This is a genomic window from Pseudomonas shirazensis (assembly GCF_014268785.2).
Classification (GTDB): Bacteria; Pseudomonadota; Gammaproteobacteria; order Pseudomonadales; family Pseudomonadaceae; genus Aquipseudomonas; species Aquipseudomonas shirazensis.
Window position 1 is genome coordinate 770,984 of the sequence record NZ_JABWRD020000003.1, and the last position, 15,845, is coordinate 786,828.

Genomic DNA, 15,845 nt, shown 5'->3' on the forward strand with positions numbered 1-15,845 from the left:
GATGAAAAAGTTCTTCAGCCTGATCGCCACCCTGCTGGTGCTGGTCGCAGCCGTGGCCATTGGCCGCCAGCTGTGGCTGCACTACATGACCACCCCGTGGACCCGCGATGGCCGCGTGCGCGCCGACATCATCAATGTCGCCGCCGATGTGCCGGGCTACGTCACCGATGTGCCGGTGCGCGATAACCAGCGGGTCAAGAAGGGCGATGTGCTGATCCAGATCGACGCCGAGCATTACCAGGTTGCGGTCGACCAGGCCAAGGCGCTGGTGGCTTCACGCAAGGCCACCTGGGAGATGCGCAAGGTCAACGCCAAGCGCCGGGCCGATCTCGACAACCTGGTTATTTCCAAGGAAAACCGTGACGACGCCAGCAACATCGCCAACTCGGCCCATGCCGATTACCAGCAGGCCCTTGCGCAGCTGGCCGCCGCCGAGCTGGACCTGAAACGCACGCGCATCCTCGCCACCGTCGACGGCTACGTGACCAACCTCAACGTCCACCGCGGCGACTATGCGCGCACCGGTGAGCCGGTGATGGCGGTGGTCGACGAGCACTCGTTCTGGGTCTACGGCTTTTTTGAAGAGACCAAGCTGCCGCACGTGCGCGTCGGTGATCAGGCCGAGCTGCAGATGATGAGCGGCGAACGCCTCAGCGGCCATGTCGAGAGCATCGCCCGCGGCATCTACGACCGCGACAACCCACAAAGCCGCGAGCTGATCGCCGATGTCAACCCGACCTTCAACTGGGTACGTCTGGCCCAGCGCGTGCCGGTGCGGATTCGTATCGATGCAGTGCCGGAGGGGTTTCTGCTGGCGGCCGGGACGACCTGTACGGTGGTGGTGAGGCCTGGTGGAAAGTAGCGAACGCGATAGTGTCCATTACTGCTGGGGCGCTGCGCGGCCCTTTCGCGACACAAGGCCGCTACAAGTGACCGCGCACGATCGACTTACGCGGTCGCCGTAGGAGCGGCCTTGTGTCGCGAAAGGGGTGCGCAGCGCCGCCGGCGTACTCGAACCAAACGCAAGCTTCTAATCCGCCACCCCCACCAACACCGGTATCTCGACCCGATCCAGCACCTTGGCGCTGATCGACGGATCCAGCAGCCGCCCCAGCCGTGACATGTGGCGGTGGCCCATGACGATCAGTTCGCAGTCCAGCGCCTGGGCTTGAGCGATGATGGCATCTACCGGTTGGTCGGCACGCAGGCTGCCTTCAGCTACAAAGCCGCCAGCGCGCAAGGTCTGTACCGCGGCGGCGATGGCGGCCTCTGCGTGTTGCTGCTCTTCGCAGGCAGCGGGGTATTCCTCGCGCTCAGCCTGGGTGAAGGGCGCGGGTTGCTCATGCACGGCGAAGGTCGAGTCGATCGCCAGCAGCACATGCAACTGGTGCAGATCGGGGCGGCAGAAGCGCTGCGCCAGGGCCAGCAGGGTGCTGGTGGCGGGGGATGCGTCGATGGCGATCAGTACAGAGCGGAGCATAGGGGGTCCTCGCGAGGCGATGTGGCCGGCAGGCCATTTTGAGCGGAGCTCCAGCTGTGGATAAATGGCCCCGCACGCACGGTGTCGTTGCGTCTGGCGCAATCGTGCGAGCTGTTAACATGCACATTCCCACAACAGTCACGGAAACCGGCCATGCAACTCCCGGACATGAACCTGCTGGTTGCCCTTGATGCCTTGCTTGATGAGGGCAGTGTGGTCGGTGCTGCGCAGCGGATGAACCTGAGCCCGGCGGCGATGAGCCGGACCCTGGGGCGGATTCGCGATGCGCTCGGTGACCCGATTCTGGTCCGCGCCGGTCGTGGCCTGGTGCCGACGCCACGGGCGCTCGCCCTGCGCGAGCAGGTCAGCGTGCTGGTGGAACAGGCCGGACAGGTCTTTCGCAGTGCCGATACGGTCGATCTGGCCAACCTCGACCGTGCTTTCAACATCCGCACCAATGACCTGTTCATTGCCCTGTACGGCGCGCAGTTGCTGCGCATGATGCACGAGCAGGCGCCGCGTACGGTGCTGCGCTTCATCCCGGAAAGCCCAGGCGGCGACGACGACAGTGTGCTGCGTGATGGGCGCACCGACCTGATCATCAGCTCGACTGTCGATCTGGGCCCGGAGATCAAGGTACAGAGCCTGTTTCAGACGTTCTATATCGGCTTGGCGCGGCAGGACCATCCGATCTTCGCCGAGCCGGTGACAGCGCAGAGCTTTGCCAGTTATCCACAGATCAGCGTATCGCGCCGGGGGCGCGCCAACGGGCCGATCGATGTCGAACTGGCCCACTGCAAGGTGCAGCGGCGGGTGGCCCTGATCACCCCGAGCTTCCACTCGGCGTTGTTTTCACTACCCGATTCGGACCTGATTCTGCCGATGCCGGCGAATATTCTCAGCAGTGTCAGCAAGCTCGGCCTGCCGCTGCGCTCGTTCGAGATCCCTCTGGCGCTGGAGCGGGTCAATGTCATGCAGGCCTGGCACCCGCGCTTTGATAGCGACCCAGCGCACCGTTGGCTGCGCCAGACCTTGAAGGCCTGTTGCGGGCTTGAACCTTGAACTCGAGACAAATGCGGATTGCGTCTGACGCAATTTAAAGCTGGCGATAAGTCAGTTTTCGTAAGCATTCGATCTTTTTAAAATGCCTCCAGTGCAAATTGTTGCTGGAGATTTCGCTGATATGACCTCGCTTTCCGCCACCCCTGCGGCTTCCGCCCCCGCTCAGGCCGCATTTGGCCTGCGCGTGGTGGTCGGGCTGTTCGGTGTGCTGCTGGCTGTGCTCTGCGCCGGGTTGAATGAGGCGGTCACCAAGATTTCCTTGAACGACATTCGCGGCGCGATGGGCATCGGTGCCGACGAGGGCGCCTGGTTGCTGGCGGTCTATGCGGCTGCGTCGGTGTCGGCGATGGCCTTTTCGCCGTGGCTGGCGACGACCTTTTCCCTGCGTCGCTTCACCCTTTGCGCAATAGCCGTGTTTGCCATGTTGGGCCTGCTGCAACCCTATGCGCCGAACCTGCACAGCCTGATGCTGCTGCGGATCGTTCAGGGCCTGGCCGCAGGCGCCTTGCCGCCGATGCTGATGAGCGTGGCGCTGCGCTTTCTGCCACCGGGGATCAAAGTCTATGGCCTGGCCTGCTATGCCCTGACCGCTACCTTCGGACCCAATCTCGGCACGCCTCTGGCGGGCCTGTGGACCGAATACGTTGGCTGGCAATGGGCGTTCTGGCAGATCATCCTGCCGTCGCTGCTGGCCATGGCTTGTGTGGCCTGGGGCCTGCCGCAGGACCCGCTGCGGCTGGAGCGCTTCAAGCAGTTCAACTGGCGCGGCGTGCTGCTGGGCTTGCCTGCACTCAGCTGCATCGTCCTCGGGTTGTCGCTGGGCGACCGCTGGGGCTGGCTGGACTCGCCGCTGATCTGTTGGCTGCTCGGCGGCGGCCTGCTGCTGTTGCTGCTGTTCATGTACAACGAGTGGTCCGAGCCGGTGCCGTTCTTTCAGTTGCGCATGCTCTCGCGGCGCAACCTGAGTTTTGCCCTGCTGACCCTCGCCGGGGTGCTGATTGTGTTGTCCGGGCTGGGCTCGATCCCTTCGGCGTACCTGGCGCAGATTCAGGGCTACCGGCCGGCGCAGAGCAGCCCGCTGATGCTGCTGGTGGCGATGCCGCAACTGGCCGCGCTGCCGCTGACTGCCGCGCTGTGCAACATCCGCGCAGTGGACTGCCGTTGGGTGCTGGCGCTGGGCCTGGGCATGCTGGCGCTGTCTTGTGTGGGCAGCAGCCAGTTGACCTCGCAGTGGATTCGCAACGATTTCTACGGCTTTTACCTGTTGCAGGTGTTCGGCCAACCGATGGCCGTGCTGCCGTTGCTGATGCTCTCCACCAACGGCATGTCGCCGCAGGAAGGGCCGTTCGCTTCGGCCTGGTTCAACACCGTCAAAGGCCTTGCGGCAGTGATCGCTGCGGGCCTGCTGGAAGCCGTCGGCACGCTGCGCCGGCACTTTCATTCCAATCACCTGGTGGACAGCCTGGGCAATGCACCGCTGCTTGATGACCGCACAGTCGGGCTGGCTCAGCGCGTGCACCAGCAGGCGCTGGTGCTGACCTCGGCCGACCTCTACCTGCTGCTGGCCTGTGTCGCCGTGGCCCTGATTTGCCTGATTCCTTTTGCGCCCACCCGGGTTTACCCACCCCGCGCGGTGGCCTGAACCCGACTGAATTCGAGAACACTGAACATGAGCAACAATCGCAAGACTATCGTCATCGGCTCGGTGCTGGCCGTGGCTGTGCTGGCTGCACTGGTTGGGCCGTGGCTGCTGAGCAGTGATCACCGGCAGCAGACCAACGATGCCTATGTCAGCGCGGACTACACCGTGGTGGCGCCAAAGGTTGCCGGGTTTATCCAGGAGGTGCTGGTCGAAGACAACCAGCAGGTCCAGGCTGGTCAGCTGCTGGCCACTATCGATGCCCGCGACTATGAGGCGGCTTTGGCCGCCGCGCAGGCTCAGGTGCTGGTGGCCAAGGCGCAGAGCGCCGATGCGCGCGCCACCCTTGAACGCCAGGCTGCGCTGATCGCCCAGGCCGAGGCCGCGCTCAAGGCGGCTCAGGCGCAGGCGGCGTTTGCCGAACAGGAGGTCAAACGCTACGGCCGCTTGGCCGAGCAGGGCGCGGGCACCGTGCAGAACGCGCAACAAGCGCGCAGCCGGGTCGATCAGGCGCGGGCGCAACAAGCCAACAGCCAGGCCGCATTGGTAGCGACGCGCAAGCAGGTGGATATTCTCACGGCCCAGGTCGCCAGCGCCGATGGCCAGCTCAAGCGCGCTGAAGCCGGTGTCGACAAGGCCCAGTTGGACCTGTCGCACACCCGCATTACTGCGCCGGTAGCGGGCATGGTCGGCGAGCGCGCCCTGCGGGTTGGCGCCTATGTCACCCCTGGCGCCCGGCTACTGTCGGTGGTGCCGCTGGAGCAGGCCTACGTGGTCGGTAACTTCCAGGAAACCCAGCTGACCCATGTGCAACCGGGGCAGCCGGTCAGCATCAGCGTCGATACCTATTCCGACGTGACCCTCAAAGGCCATGTGCAGAGCATCGCCCCTGCCACCGGCGTGACCTTTGCCGCAGTCAAACCCGACAACGCCACCGGCAACTTCACCAAAGTTGTGCAGCGGATACCGGTGAAGATCGTTTTCGATGATGGCCAGCCGTTGCTGTCGCGCCTGCGCGTGGGCATGTCGGTGGTGGTCAGTATCGACACACAGGGCGATTCGCTCGACAGCCAGCAGGTGAGCACGCGATGAGTGCACTTGTCCGCTTCAGCCCGTTGCTGCTCGCTGTCGCATTGGCCGGTTGCAGCCAGGGCCCTGATTTTCAGCGCCCGGCCAGCCAGGCACCACAGCAATGGGCGCCGGTGCAAGGTGAGGCCGCCGCCAGCCAGCCCTTGGCCGAACCACTGCAAGTGCGTTGGTGGGAGAGTTTTCACGATGCCAGGCTGAGCGCGCTGATCCAGCGCGTCGCCGCCAACAACCTCGATCTGCAGATTGCCAGTGCGCGCCTGCTGCAAAGCCGCGCGCTGCGCAGCACGATTGCAGCTGACGAGACGCCTTCGTTAGGTCTGGATGCCGGCTACAGTCGCGCGCGCAACAGTGCCGAGGGTCTGAATGACCCGTCCGGCAATGCCGGCAAATCGGCCTACAACCTTTGGCAGGGCGACCTGGTTGCGGGCTGGGAGCTGGATCTATGGGGCCGGGTGCGCCGTCAGGTGGAAGCTGCCGATGCGAGCGTGGCGGTTGCCGAGCAGGACCGCCGCGGCGTGTTGCTGGCGCTGCTCGCAGAGACCGCCGGCGATTACATCCAGTTGCGTGCCGTGCAGCAAACGCTGGAGGTGACCGAAAACAATCTCAAGGTCGCTCGGCACAGCCTGCAACTGTCCCGCGACCGTCAGGCCGAGGGCGTCGCGACGCGCCTGGATGTCGCCCAGGCCAGCGCTCAGGTTGCCTCGATCGAAGCGCGTTTACCTACCTTACAAGCGAGGCGTGACGACCTGATCAATGCCCTCAGCCTGCTCGCCGCCGAGCCGCCGCGCAGTTTGCAGGCCGAGCTGCTGGCGCCGGGCGAACTGCCGGTGCCGCAGCAGCGCTTTGCAGTTGGCTTGCCGTCGGAGTTGGCCGAGCGCCGCCCGGATATTCGCCAGGCCGAAGCGCGCCTGCATGCGGCAACTGCCAGCATCGGCGTGGCCAAGGCGGACTTCTATCCGCGTATTCGGCTGTCGGGCAACGTCGGTATGCAAGCCCTGCAATTGGCGGACTTTAGCGGCTGGGACTCACGACGGTTTGCTTTTGGCCCGCAACTGTCGCTGCCGATCTTTGAAGGTGGCCGGCTCAAGGGCACGCTGCAGTTGCGTGAAGCGCAGCAGCAGGAGGCCGCGCTGAACTACCGCAAGGTGGTGCTCGGCGCCTGGCACGAAATCGACGATGTGCTGCGCCTGTACAACGCCAGCCAGCTGCGTCGCGATCACCTGGCCGAGGCCGTGCGCGAAAACCGCATCGCCCTGGACACCGCTCAGCAGCAGTACGTGGAAGGCGCGGTGGACTTTCTCAACGTGCTCACGGTGCAGACGGCGCTGCTGGCCAGCGAAGAGCAGTGGATCGACAGTTCGGCGGCCGTCTCGCAGGCGATGGTCGGCTTGTACAAGGCGCTCGGTGGCGGCTGGCAAGCATTCGCCGAGGCGCCGCCGAAGGCTTAGCTGTCAGAGCGGTCGTAACAGGCCAAAGCGCTTGCGCAGGATGCTGTCGAGCAAACGTCGCGGCAGCAGCCACGCCAACAGTGGCAGCGCCCGGCTGCCGTTGCCCAGCCGCACCAGGGCCGGCACCGGTGACTTGCCCGCTGCCGCCAGCACGCCTTGGGCGAACTCGGCGGTTGGCGTTGGCTTGTCCTGCGAGGCGCGGGCTCGCGCGCGGATGTGCTCGCGCAGCGGCCACCACGGTGAATCCGCCGCTATCAGGTGTTCAGCCTGCTGCTGGGCGTTGCTGGCAAATTGCGAAGCGATGGCGCCGGGCTGGACTTCCATCACGCGAATGCCAAACGGCGCCAGCTCCAGGCGCAGCGCGGTGTTCAGCGCGTGCACGGCGGCCTTGGACGCGCAATAAGTACCGGCGAATGGCGTCACCAGCACGCCAGAGACGCTACCGATGTTGATCACCAGGCCGCGATTACGCCGCAGCAGCGGGAACAGCGTGCGAGTTACCCCGACCAGCGCGAACACGTTGGTTTCGAATTGCTCGCGTAACCCATCGACACCGCCATCGAGCACAGGGCCCATGGCGCCGTAGCCGGCATTGTTGATGAGGATATCGAGGCCGCCATGGCTGGCTTGCAGCTCATCTGTGAGGCGTGTCAGCTCGGCGCTGTCATTGACGTCCAACTGTCGCGCGGTAAAGCCCGCTGCAGCCAGTTGGGCAACGGCTTCGGGCTTGCGCGCGGTGGCCCAGACCTCATGACCGGCATCACGAAAGGCATCGGCAAGGGCGCGGCCGATGCCGCTGGAGCAACCGGTGATCAGGACTGTGGGCATGGCGGGGCCTGTGGGCTGTGCAAGGTGCTCGATCATACCCCAGACAAATCAGCCTGCGGCTAGTTGGCAAACGAGCCTTGCAGGCGTTCGGCACGAAACTCCAGGGTTTGCGCGCGGTAGCCGGAGCGCAACGGCGGCAGTGGCAGGCAGTCGTTCCACTCGGCGCCTGGCTGCAGGTCGCCGGGGCCGCGATAGCGCGGCGTGCTGTAGGTGTTTTCGGCGAGGTTGACCGTGTCGCCGGGGGCGTAGGCGCCGACCTGCCAGCGCAGTTCGGTGAGCGGCACGCTGTTGGCGTTTTTCATGCTCACGCGCAGGCTGCGGTCGGCTGGGCACAGTTCAGGGGCGTATTGCAGGCGCAGGTCGAGGCGGGCCAGTTGGTTGGATTCGCGAGTGTCTTGCCAGGCAACCCAGAGGGCGATCAAACCGAGGCCGAGCACAGCAGCAAGGGAAATCGGCAGAGCCTTGGCCGGGTAGCGAATGAGCAGAACCAGCCAGGTCAGGATAAGCAGAGCGCCGATGATCATGGGGAGGGCAAGCCTTGGGTGTGCGGGTTGGCACATCCTAGCTGAAATAGTGGTGGGGATGAAAAGCGGTGTGACATGGACGACACGGTCGCGTGTAGGAGCGGCCTTGTGTCGCGAAAGGGCTGCGTAGCGGCCCCGCATTTTCAGCTTCGCCGCTGACATTGCCGGGCCAGCTACGCTGGCCTTTCGCGACACAAGGCCGCTCCTACACGGACCGTGTATGGCTGGGAGGATTACTGGGCGATGGTTTTCACCGAAATGCCGCGCTCGATCGGCGTGGCGCTGCGGCCGTAGACGTCTTCGAAGCGTTCGATGTCGTCTTCACCCAGGTAGCTGCCGGACTGCACTTCGATGATTTCCAGCGGGATCTTGCCCGGGTTGCGCAAGCGGTGCACCGAGGCGATCGGGATGTAGGTCGATTGGTTTTCGGTGAGCAGGAACACGTTCTCGTCACAGGTCACTTCAGCCGTGCCCGATACCACGATCCAATGCTCGGCGCGGTGGTGGTGCATCTGCAGCGACAGGCTGGCGCCGGGCTTGACGGTGATGTGCTTGACCTGGAAGCGGCCGCCCATGTCCACCGAGTCGTACGAGCCCCATGGGCGATACACCTCAAGATGGTTCTGGGTCTCGCTGCGGCCTTGCTTGTCGAGGGTGTTGACCATCTGCTTGACGCCCTGGACCTTGTCTTTGTGGGCAATCATCATGGCGTCCTTGGTCTCGACCACGACGATGTTCTCAAGACCGATCACCGAGACCAGCTTGCCGTTGCCGTGGATCATGCAGTTGTGGCTGTCCTGCACCACCACGTCGCCTTTGGTGACATTGCCGTTGGCGTCTTTCTCGTGCACATCCCACAGCGACGACCAGCAGCCGACGTCGCTCCAGCCTGCGGTCAGTGGCACCACGCAGGCGCGCTGGGTCTTTTCCATCACGGCGTAGTCGATCGAGTTGTCCGGGCAGCAGGCGAAGGTGGCTTCGTCGATGCTCAGGTAGTCGCCGTCTTCTTCGCTGCGCTCGAGTGCCAGCAGGCAGGTGTCGTAGATATCCGGATCGTGTTTTTTCAGCTCTTCGAGGAAGCGGCTGGCGCGGAACAGGAACATGCCGCTGTTCCAGAAGTAGCCGCCGCTGCGGACGAACTCGGTGGCGCGTTTTTCGTCAGGCTTTTCGACAAACTGCGCAACCCGGGCGACGCCTTCCGGCAGCAGGGCATCCTGGCTGGAACGGATGTAGCCGTAGCCGGTTTCCGGTTTGGTTGCCGGCACGCCGAACAGCACCATCTCGCCACGCTCGGCCGCCACGGTGGCCAGGGCGAGGGCACGTTGCAGGGCCTTCTGGTCATCGATCACATGGTCAGCCGGCAGCACCAGCATAAGCTCGTCGCTGCCTTCATTGACCAGTTTCATCGCGGTGATGGCCACGGCCGGCGCGGTGTTGCGGCCAAACGGCTCCATCAGGATCGCCTGGGTCTGCAGGTTCAGTGCAGTCAGCTGCTCGTTGACGATGAACTTGTGGTCCTTGTTGCAGACCACGATCGGCGCTTGCATGCCTTCGAACACCAGGCGCTCGAGGGTTTGCTGGAACAGCGTGTGCTCACCGGTCAGGGCGAGGAACTGCTTGGGGAACTGTTTACGCGACAAAGGCCACAGACGCGAGCCGCTACCACCAGAAAGGATTACCGGAATCATGATGTTTCTCCAAAGGTTGATAGAGGCAGAAATCAGTTGGTCGAGACAGGACGGGTTACCCACACCGGGGCCAGGCTGCTGCCGGAGCCGGTGACGTACAGCACGGCGGCTTCACCGCGTTCCAGCGCGACAGGTTTGATGTCGCTGACTTTCTTGTCGCCTTGGTACAGGGCCAGGTTGACCTTTACCGGATTGATCTCGCGCTCGCCGCGCGCATGGGCGGCTACCGGCTTGACCACTTCGGTCTTGCCGTCGGCGGTTTTCAGGGTCAGCGCCTGGTCGGTGAGGTTCTGCACCCGCACCAATGCCTTTTGCTTGTTCTTGAACGGTGGCTCTTCGATCAGTTGCGGGCTGCCGCTGGCGTTGTTGACCAGGGTGTAATACTTGTCCGAGGCGAGCTTCACCGGCACCGACTTGCCACCGACCTGGGCGCTGTAGTCGCCGCCCGGGAGGAAGCTGAAGTCACTGCTGGACTGCGCGCCGACCTGCTTGATCTGGGTGTTGCCGACACTGGCGGCAGTCGGTGCGCTGCTGGCGTTGTACAGGCGCACGAAGCTTGAGCCTTTCGGTGCGCTTGGGCCGTACAGTGCGGCGTCGGCGCCGGCGAAGGCTTGCAGCGAGGCCAGCGACAGGCCCGCAGCGAGGGTGAAGACTTTGGCAAAAGATGGCTTGATGGACATGTGCGTGTTCCTCTCTTTCAGTGTTCCGTCCGATTGGACGACAGGGCCAGGTTTTCTTCGGATTTACGGGTGTTCTTCAATTGCGCGATCCACTGCGGGTCGAACCCGCTGAGGTCGTTTTTCATCGGCAGGTAGCGTTCCGGGAATTCCCACACCACCACTTGCGGCGGGGCATCCCTGAAGGCGTCGCTTTGCAGGTACTTGAGCATCGGCAGCAACGGCCCATGGCCGTCTTCGGCGTAGTTGGCGACATCGCTGTGCAGCGCCTGCTGCAGCGCGCCGAGGAAATTCCAGTGCGGGTTGGCGCTGTAGCTGGTGCCAACCAGCGCCACCGGGATCTGGCTGTCGGCGAACAGCGCGTCACCGCTGTCGGCGTTGCCGGCAGCTGGGCGGGTAGTGCGTTTTTGCAGGTTGTCCGGCGCTGGCAGCAACTCGCTGAACAGCGGGTCGAGCGGCAGGAAGTTGGTCAGGTCGCCTTTGTACGGCGCACTGCTGCCAGCGTCGGTGACGTAGGCCTGCGGCTCGGCTTGCAACAGCTTCTGCCGGGAGACGGCTTCGGCCACGGTCTGCGCTGCTACCTCGGCGCCCAGCGGTGTCCAGTGCGTGTCGGTGCGCAGGAACACCTGGCCGCGGGCCTTGGCCTGCTCCATTGGTGCTTGCAGGTCAGGTGCAAATACGTTGGCCTGGCGCGCCTGGGCATGGAACTGGTTGAACAGGTCGCCATGCAGGCTGGCCGGCTGCTCTTCGCCGAGGTACTCGGAGTAGATTCGCGCCTTGGCCGGGATGATCGCCAGCACCAGCTGCACGCCCTGGCGTTGCAGGGTGTCGCGCACGCCGCGGATCAGCGCCAGGTTGTCCTGCATCAACTGGTCAGCACCGGCGGTGGGTTTGAACTCTTCGTCGCTGAACAGCCATTGCTCGCGGCCCAGCACCACGCCGGGGCGGCCTTCGTTGAACAGCTTGTAGTCCAGTGCGGCCCACAGGTTGGTGCTCAGGCGCTTGATCGGGAACTGCTCGTCGTAATGGGTCTCGGCGGCTTTGGCCAGCTTGCCGTTGAGCACCGTCATCTGCTCGGTGCGCTGGAAGCTTGAAGCGCCGCTCAGCGACCACACGCCAAGGCCGGTGAGCAGGCCAAGGAAGGTCAGCGAGTAGGTGATGCGAAGTGTCCGGGTCATGGTCGTCCGTGCCTCAGAACTGGAAGTAGAGGAATGGCGAATAGCTTTGCGCCGAGAGTTTCAGCACCGAGGCAACGAACAGCAGCAGCACCAGCACGCGGGCCATGACCCGGCTCCAGTCCAGGCCGATCGAGCCGTCGCTGTTGATCTGTACCGGGATTGCCTTGGGCGTTGGCTTGGCATTGCGGTAGAAGTCGCGCAGGCCGAAGAACGCAAGCGTTGCGTAGGCGATGAACATGGTTGCCACCTGCAGGCCGGTGAGGTTGGCGCGGTTGAGTTCCGACAGCTGCCATTGGCCGAAGCTGAACATGGCGGCGTACATGCGCCCGGCCACGTCGAGGTTCTCCGAGCGGAACATCACCCAGCCGGTCACCACCAGCAGGAAGGTGAACGCCCACTTGATCGGGTTGAAGCGCTGCGGGTTGGTGTCCAGGCCCAGCGCACGTTCGATCGCAAGCCAGATGCCGTGCCAGGCGCCCCAGAGGATGTAGGTGATGTTGGCGCCGTGCCACAGGCCGCCGAGCAACATGGTCAGGAACAGGTTGCGGTAGGTGTTGAAGGTGCCTTTGCGGTTGCCGCCCAGGGTGATGTACAGGTAGTCGCGCAGCCAGGTCGACAGGCTGATGTGCCAGCGCCGCCAGAACTCGGTGATCGACTGGCTGATGTACGGCTGCTTGAAGTTCTCCATGAAGCGAAAGCCCATCATCAAACCGAGGCCGATGGCCATGTCGCTGTAGCCGGAGAAGTCGAAGTACAGCTGCGCGGTGTAGGCCAGGGCGCCGAGCCAGGCGTCACCGGTGGTGGGGTTTTCCAGGGCGAAGCAATGGTCGGCAACCACCGCCAGGGTGTCGGCGATGAACACCTTCTTGATGAAGCCCTGCATGAAGCGGGTGCAGCCTTCGGAGAACTTGTCGAGGGTGTGAGTGCGGTTGTTGAACTGGTCGACCAGGTCCTTGAAGCGCAGTACGGGGCCGGCGATCAAGTGCGGGAAGATCGCCACGAACGCTGCAAAGTCGATCAGGTTGCGAGTCGCCGGGGTATCACCGCGGTACACGTCGATGATGTAGCTGATCGACTCGAAGATGTAGAACGAGATGCCGATCGGCAGCAACACGTGAGTGATGATGAACGGCTCGAAACCGAACGAGGTGATGATTGCGTTGAGGCTGTCGACGCCGAAGTTGGCGTACTTGAAGTAGCCGAGAATGGCCAGGTCGACACCTACGCCGAGCAGCAGCCAGCGTTGTGCGGGTTTGGTGCGCACGCCTGCGGCGCCGACTTTGAGGCCGATCCAGTAGTTCCACAGGGTCACGCCGGCGAACAGGGCGAGGAAGTCGACCCGCCACCAGGCGTAGAAGATGTAGCTGGCGACCAGCAGCAGCAGGTTGCGATAGCGTTGCCCGCTCAAGTAGTACAAGCCGAGGAAGATCGGCAGGAACAGGAACAGGAACACATTTGACGAGAAGACCATCCTCGTTCTCCTGATGGATGTACGTAGCTGGGGCAGCAGCCCCCCAAACCCCCCATTTAAAAATGGGGGGGATTCATGATCTGGCGAGGGCGTTGCCCTCGTTTCGCGACTGTAGGAGCGGCCTTGCCGGGGCGCCGGACCGGTCGCGATGGGCCGCGCAGCGGCCCCAATCCAGCCGCCGCTATTTCTTCTCGGCCGCCGCCGGGTCATACACCCGGGTCATGTTGCCGCCCAGGCGGAAACTGTCGAACGGCTGCATGCCATGCTTGCGCGACAGCGTGTCGCCAACGCACTGGTACAGCGCGCACCACGGCTCGAGCCAGGCGTACTTGCTGTCGACCTTGAGGTCTTTCATGTCCTGTTTTACGCCGGTACGGGCTACGAACTGACGCGGATCACGGGCACCGGCCAGCACCCCTTCGCCGAGGCGCTGCAGGGCAAAGTTGTTCTCGCTACGCAAGTCGACCCCGTTGACCTTGGCGAAGCTGGCGATCATCGCCAGCGGCGGCAGAGCGTAGTTGTGGTAGGCCAGCGCGCGCTGGCGGCGCTTGAGCTCGTTAGGCAAAAAGCCCTGCTCGTCGATCTGGTTGGCGCCGACGCGGTATTCCTTCACGGCCCAGTCGAACAGGTCGCGGCGGTCGGTGGCGACGGCAGTAGCCATCACCGACCAGGCGGCCCAGTAGCTGTGGTTGTTGATCTTCTCCAGCGGCAGGTCGCTCCAGTCCCTGACGGTCTGTTCGGCCAGGCGGGCGAACCATTTTTCGATGGCTTCGGCTTCGGCCTTGTGCGCCGCCAGCGGCTGCGAATTGGAGAACTTCAAGCGCAGCCAGGAGCCGCTCATGCTGCCCAGTGCCCATTTGCGCATGGACTTGCCGGTGTGGTTGTAGTCGGTCGAGAGCAAGGCATCGGCCTGCGCCCACTGGCTCAGCCAGCCAAGCGCGCAATCGAGCTGCGCCGGGCGGCCGTCACGCATGTACTGGCCGACCATCTTGCTGACGCCACGCTCGAGGGTGGTGATGTCTTTGGTCGAGTCGCGAAAGGCTTTTTCCGAGCGCAGGTTGAGCGTCGAGCGGGCCTTGTCCGAGCCTTCGTACTTGCTGCGAAACTGCAAGGCGCCGGTGTAAGGCTTGGGCGCCTGTTCACAGCGGAACTTGCCGTCGGTGGTTTTCATCTGCTCGATGCCGGCGTAGTAACCCTGTGGGGGTACCAGCTCGGCCTGCGCAGCGCCGGCAAACAGGGCCAGGGCGAGCAGGGCAGGGGCGAGCAGGGCAGGGGCGAAGGTCGTGCGGGGCTTGATCATGTGCACCTCACTGGCCAGCTTGCGCTGTGTGCGCAGAGCTGGCGAAGTTGTTGCGTTTGCAGAGCTTGGCTTCGACTTTCTGGGTGCCTTGTTCCGGGCCTTGCAGCTCCAGCGCGAGCAGGTTCTGGCTGGCCCAGTCTTCGTCTTCACGCAGTTGGAAGACAAAGCGCCCGTCGGTGTCGGAGGTCTCTGGTTTTTCGATCTTGATGTCCTCGTGGCGCCCGTTCAGATACCACAGGGTCGCTTGCAGGACCTTGACCGAAGTGTCTTCGAACTTGATGTCCATCTGCAGGTTGCGGTTGACCAGGTCCTTGATCACGCCGCCCTTGCCGTTGACCATGACTTCGTTGGTGCCGGGCTTGAGCGTGGTGCTGGCGCTCATCTGTGCTGGGCGGTCATCGCAGCCGTTGTCGAGCAGGCCGAGGATCTGCCGCCAGATGGTTTCCTGGTCGAGGCGATACAGCGGCGAGAATTCCCAGATGAGGATCTTCGGCGGGTGGGTCTTGAACTCTTCGCTGCCCAGGTACTGGATCATCGCACCTTCCAGGCCACCGCCCGGGAAGGCGACGTTGAGCACGTCGGCGCCGATGTATTGCTGCAAAAAGCCCGAGAAGTTGTAGTTCTTGCCGCTGTGGCTGGTGCCGACCAGGGTGATCTCGGCATTGCCGCTGTCGCCGAACAGGTCGTCGTCGCCGGCGGCGCCTTTCGGCTCGGTGGCGAACTGGTCCATGTACTGCACCGCGTAGCTGCTGCCGCAGAGCTGGCCGGCGACGTTGTGCAGGGTGCCGGTCTTGCCCATGCGCCCGGACTTGTGGGTTTCGAATTCCTTGCGCGGGATGTCGGCGAAGGCCGGCATCTGCTGCACGCTCTTGGCGATGATCTTCGCCGCTCGTTCAGCGCCATACGGCGTCCAGTGCTGGTCGCCACGGAAGTAGAAGTCCTTGCCCTGATCGGCTGCCGCCAGCTGCTCGTTGGTCAGTGGCGACAGGTCAGGCACGGTGTAGCCCATCTTGGCAAAGCGCTTGAGCATGGCCTGGTAGTTGCCCAGCGCCTTCTGGTAATCGAACGCGGCCTTGTCGGCCGGATTGAGCATGTTGCGGTTCACCAGGCCACGGGTCGGCTGATAGACCATCACCAGCTCGATGCCGCGTTTCTTGAAGGCATCGTGTACCTGCTGCAGGCGCTGGTAGCCGGCAGCGCTGGTGCTGAACTCGGTGCGCAGGTCTTCGCGGGTACGGAACAACCAGTCGCCCTGCGCCTGCACCAGGGTGGTGAAGTTCTGCTGGTAGCGGGTGGTGTAGCGGCTGGCGTCGTGCGCTGCGGGGCACAGCTGGCAGCATGGCTCGGCGGTGAAGCTCGGCGCCTGGACCTGTTCGGCGCGCACGCCCTGGCTGATCGCCAGCAGGGCGGCAGTCAGGCCGAGCAGTTTCATCAAAGGTGCAGTGGTCATGGTCAGCATTC

At 63.9% G+C, this 15,845-nt stretch carries 14 protein-coding genes; 5 read left to right on the plus strand and 9 right to left on the minus strand.

The genetic code is table 11. From position 1 onward, the window contains the following. The first annotated feature begins 1 nt into the window (after position 1). Entirely contained in the window at positions 2–862 is an 861-nt protein-coding gene (locus HU736_RS19460) for an efflux RND transporter periplasmic adaptor subunit (protein WP_186701056.1), read from the plus strand. Positions 863–1,030: 168 nt separating this feature from the next. Here the strand turns inward: HU736_RS19460 and HU736_RS19465 are convergent, their stop codons facing one another. Next, positions 1,031–1,480, minus strand: a complete 450-nt coding sequence (locus HU736_RS19465; RefSeq protein ID WP_186701057.1) for a universal stress protein — start codon at positions 1,478–1,480, stop codon at positions 1,031–1,033. A 153-nt stretch (positions 1,481–1,633) separates the two neighbouring features. Between HU736_RS19465 and HU736_RS19470 the strand changes: the two genes are divergently transcribed. The 4 genes from HU736_RS19470 to HU736_RS19485 all read left to right on the plus strand — a co-directional run bounded on the left by HU736_RS19470 (position 1,634) and on the right by HU736_RS19485 (position 6,718). After that, complete coding sequence (locus HU736_RS19470; protein ID WP_103438520.1) at positions 1,634–2,542, plus strand: LysR family transcriptional regulator; 909 nt, start codon at positions 1,634–1,636, stop codon at positions 2,540–2,542. A gap of 121 nt (positions 2,543–2,663) precedes the next feature. Beyond that, the gene (locus HU736_RS19475; protein WP_186701058.1) at positions 2,664–4,184 is read left to right on the plus strand and encodes an MFS transporter; all 1,521 of its coding nucleotides are present in this window, start codon (positions 2,664–2,666) and stop codon (positions 4,182–4,184) included. Positions 4,185–4,211: 27 nt separating this feature from the next. Beyond that, entirely contained in the window at positions 4,212–5,273 is a 1,062-nt protein-coding gene (locus HU736_RS19480; protein WP_186701059.1) for an HlyD family secretion protein, read from the plus strand. Next, positions 5,270–6,718: an efflux transporter outer membrane subunit gene (locus tag HU736_RS19485; protein WP_186701060.1), complete on the plus strand. Its 1,449-nt coding sequence runs from the start codon at positions 5,270–5,272 to the stop codon at positions 6,716–6,718. Before HU736_RS19480 ends, HU736_RS19485 begins: the two co-directional genes overlap by 4 nt. A 3-nt stretch (positions 6,719–6,721) precedes the next feature. On the opposite strand, the gene HU736_RS19490 is transcribed toward HU736_RS19485, so the two are convergent. From HU736_RS19490 to HU736_RS19525, 8 genes are all read right to left on the minus strand, one after another. Then, positions 6,722–7,546: an SDR family oxidoreductase gene (locus HU736_RS19490; RefSeq protein WP_103438516.1), complete on the minus strand. Its 825-nt coding sequence runs from the start codon at positions 7,544–7,546 to the stop codon at positions 6,722–6,724. A 59-nt stretch (positions 7,547–7,605) separates the two neighbouring features. Then, positions 7,606–8,070 carry a multidrug transporter gene (locus tag HU736_RS19495; RefSeq protein ID WP_101322052.1) on the minus strand — a complete coding sequence of 155 codons (465 nt, stop codon included), beginning with the start codon at positions 8,068–8,070 and terminating at the stop codon, positions 7,606–7,608. Positions 8,071–8,303: 233 nt separating this feature from the next. Continuing rightward, positions 8,304–9,758 (minus strand): mannose-1-phosphate guanylyltransferase/mannose-6-phosphate isomerase, encoded by a 1,455-nt coding sequence (locus HU736_RS19500; RefSeq protein WP_103438515.1) that lies wholly within the window; start codon positions 9,756–9,758, stop codon positions 8,304–8,306. Positions 9,759–9,790: 32 nt separating this feature from the next. Next, entirely contained in the window at positions 9,791–10,438 is a 648-nt protein-coding gene (locus tag HU736_RS19505) for an alginate O-acetyltransferase AlgF (protein ID WP_186701061.1), read from the minus strand. A 17-nt stretch (positions 10,439–10,455) separates the two neighbouring features. After that, on the minus strand, positions 10,456–11,613 hold the full coding sequence (locus HU736_RS19510; RefSeq protein WP_103438513.1) for an alginate O-acetyltransferase: 1,158 nt from the start codon (positions 11,611–11,613) through the stop codon (positions 10,456–10,458). 13 nt (positions 11,614–11,626) lie between these two features. Then, positions 11,627–13,084 carry an MBOAT family O-acyltransferase gene (locus tag HU736_RS19515; RefSeq protein ID WP_186701062.1) on the minus strand — a complete coding sequence of 486 codons (1,458 nt, stop codon included), beginning with the start codon at positions 13,082–13,084 and terminating at the stop codon, positions 11,627–11,629. 181 nt (positions 13,085–13,265) lie between these two features. Beyond that, positions 13,266–14,384, minus strand: a complete 1,119-nt coding sequence (locus HU736_RS19520; RefSeq protein WP_186701063.1) for a mannuronate-specific alginate lyase — start codon at positions 14,382–14,384, stop codon at positions 13,266–13,268. Positions 14,385–14,391: 7 nt separating this feature from the next. Beyond that, positions 14,392–15,834: an alginate O-acetyltransferase gene (locus HU736_RS19525; RefSeq protein ID WP_186701064.1), complete on the minus strand. Its 1,443-nt coding sequence runs from the start codon at positions 15,832–15,834 to the stop codon at positions 14,392–14,394. Positions 15,835–15,845 lie beyond the last annotated feature (11 nt).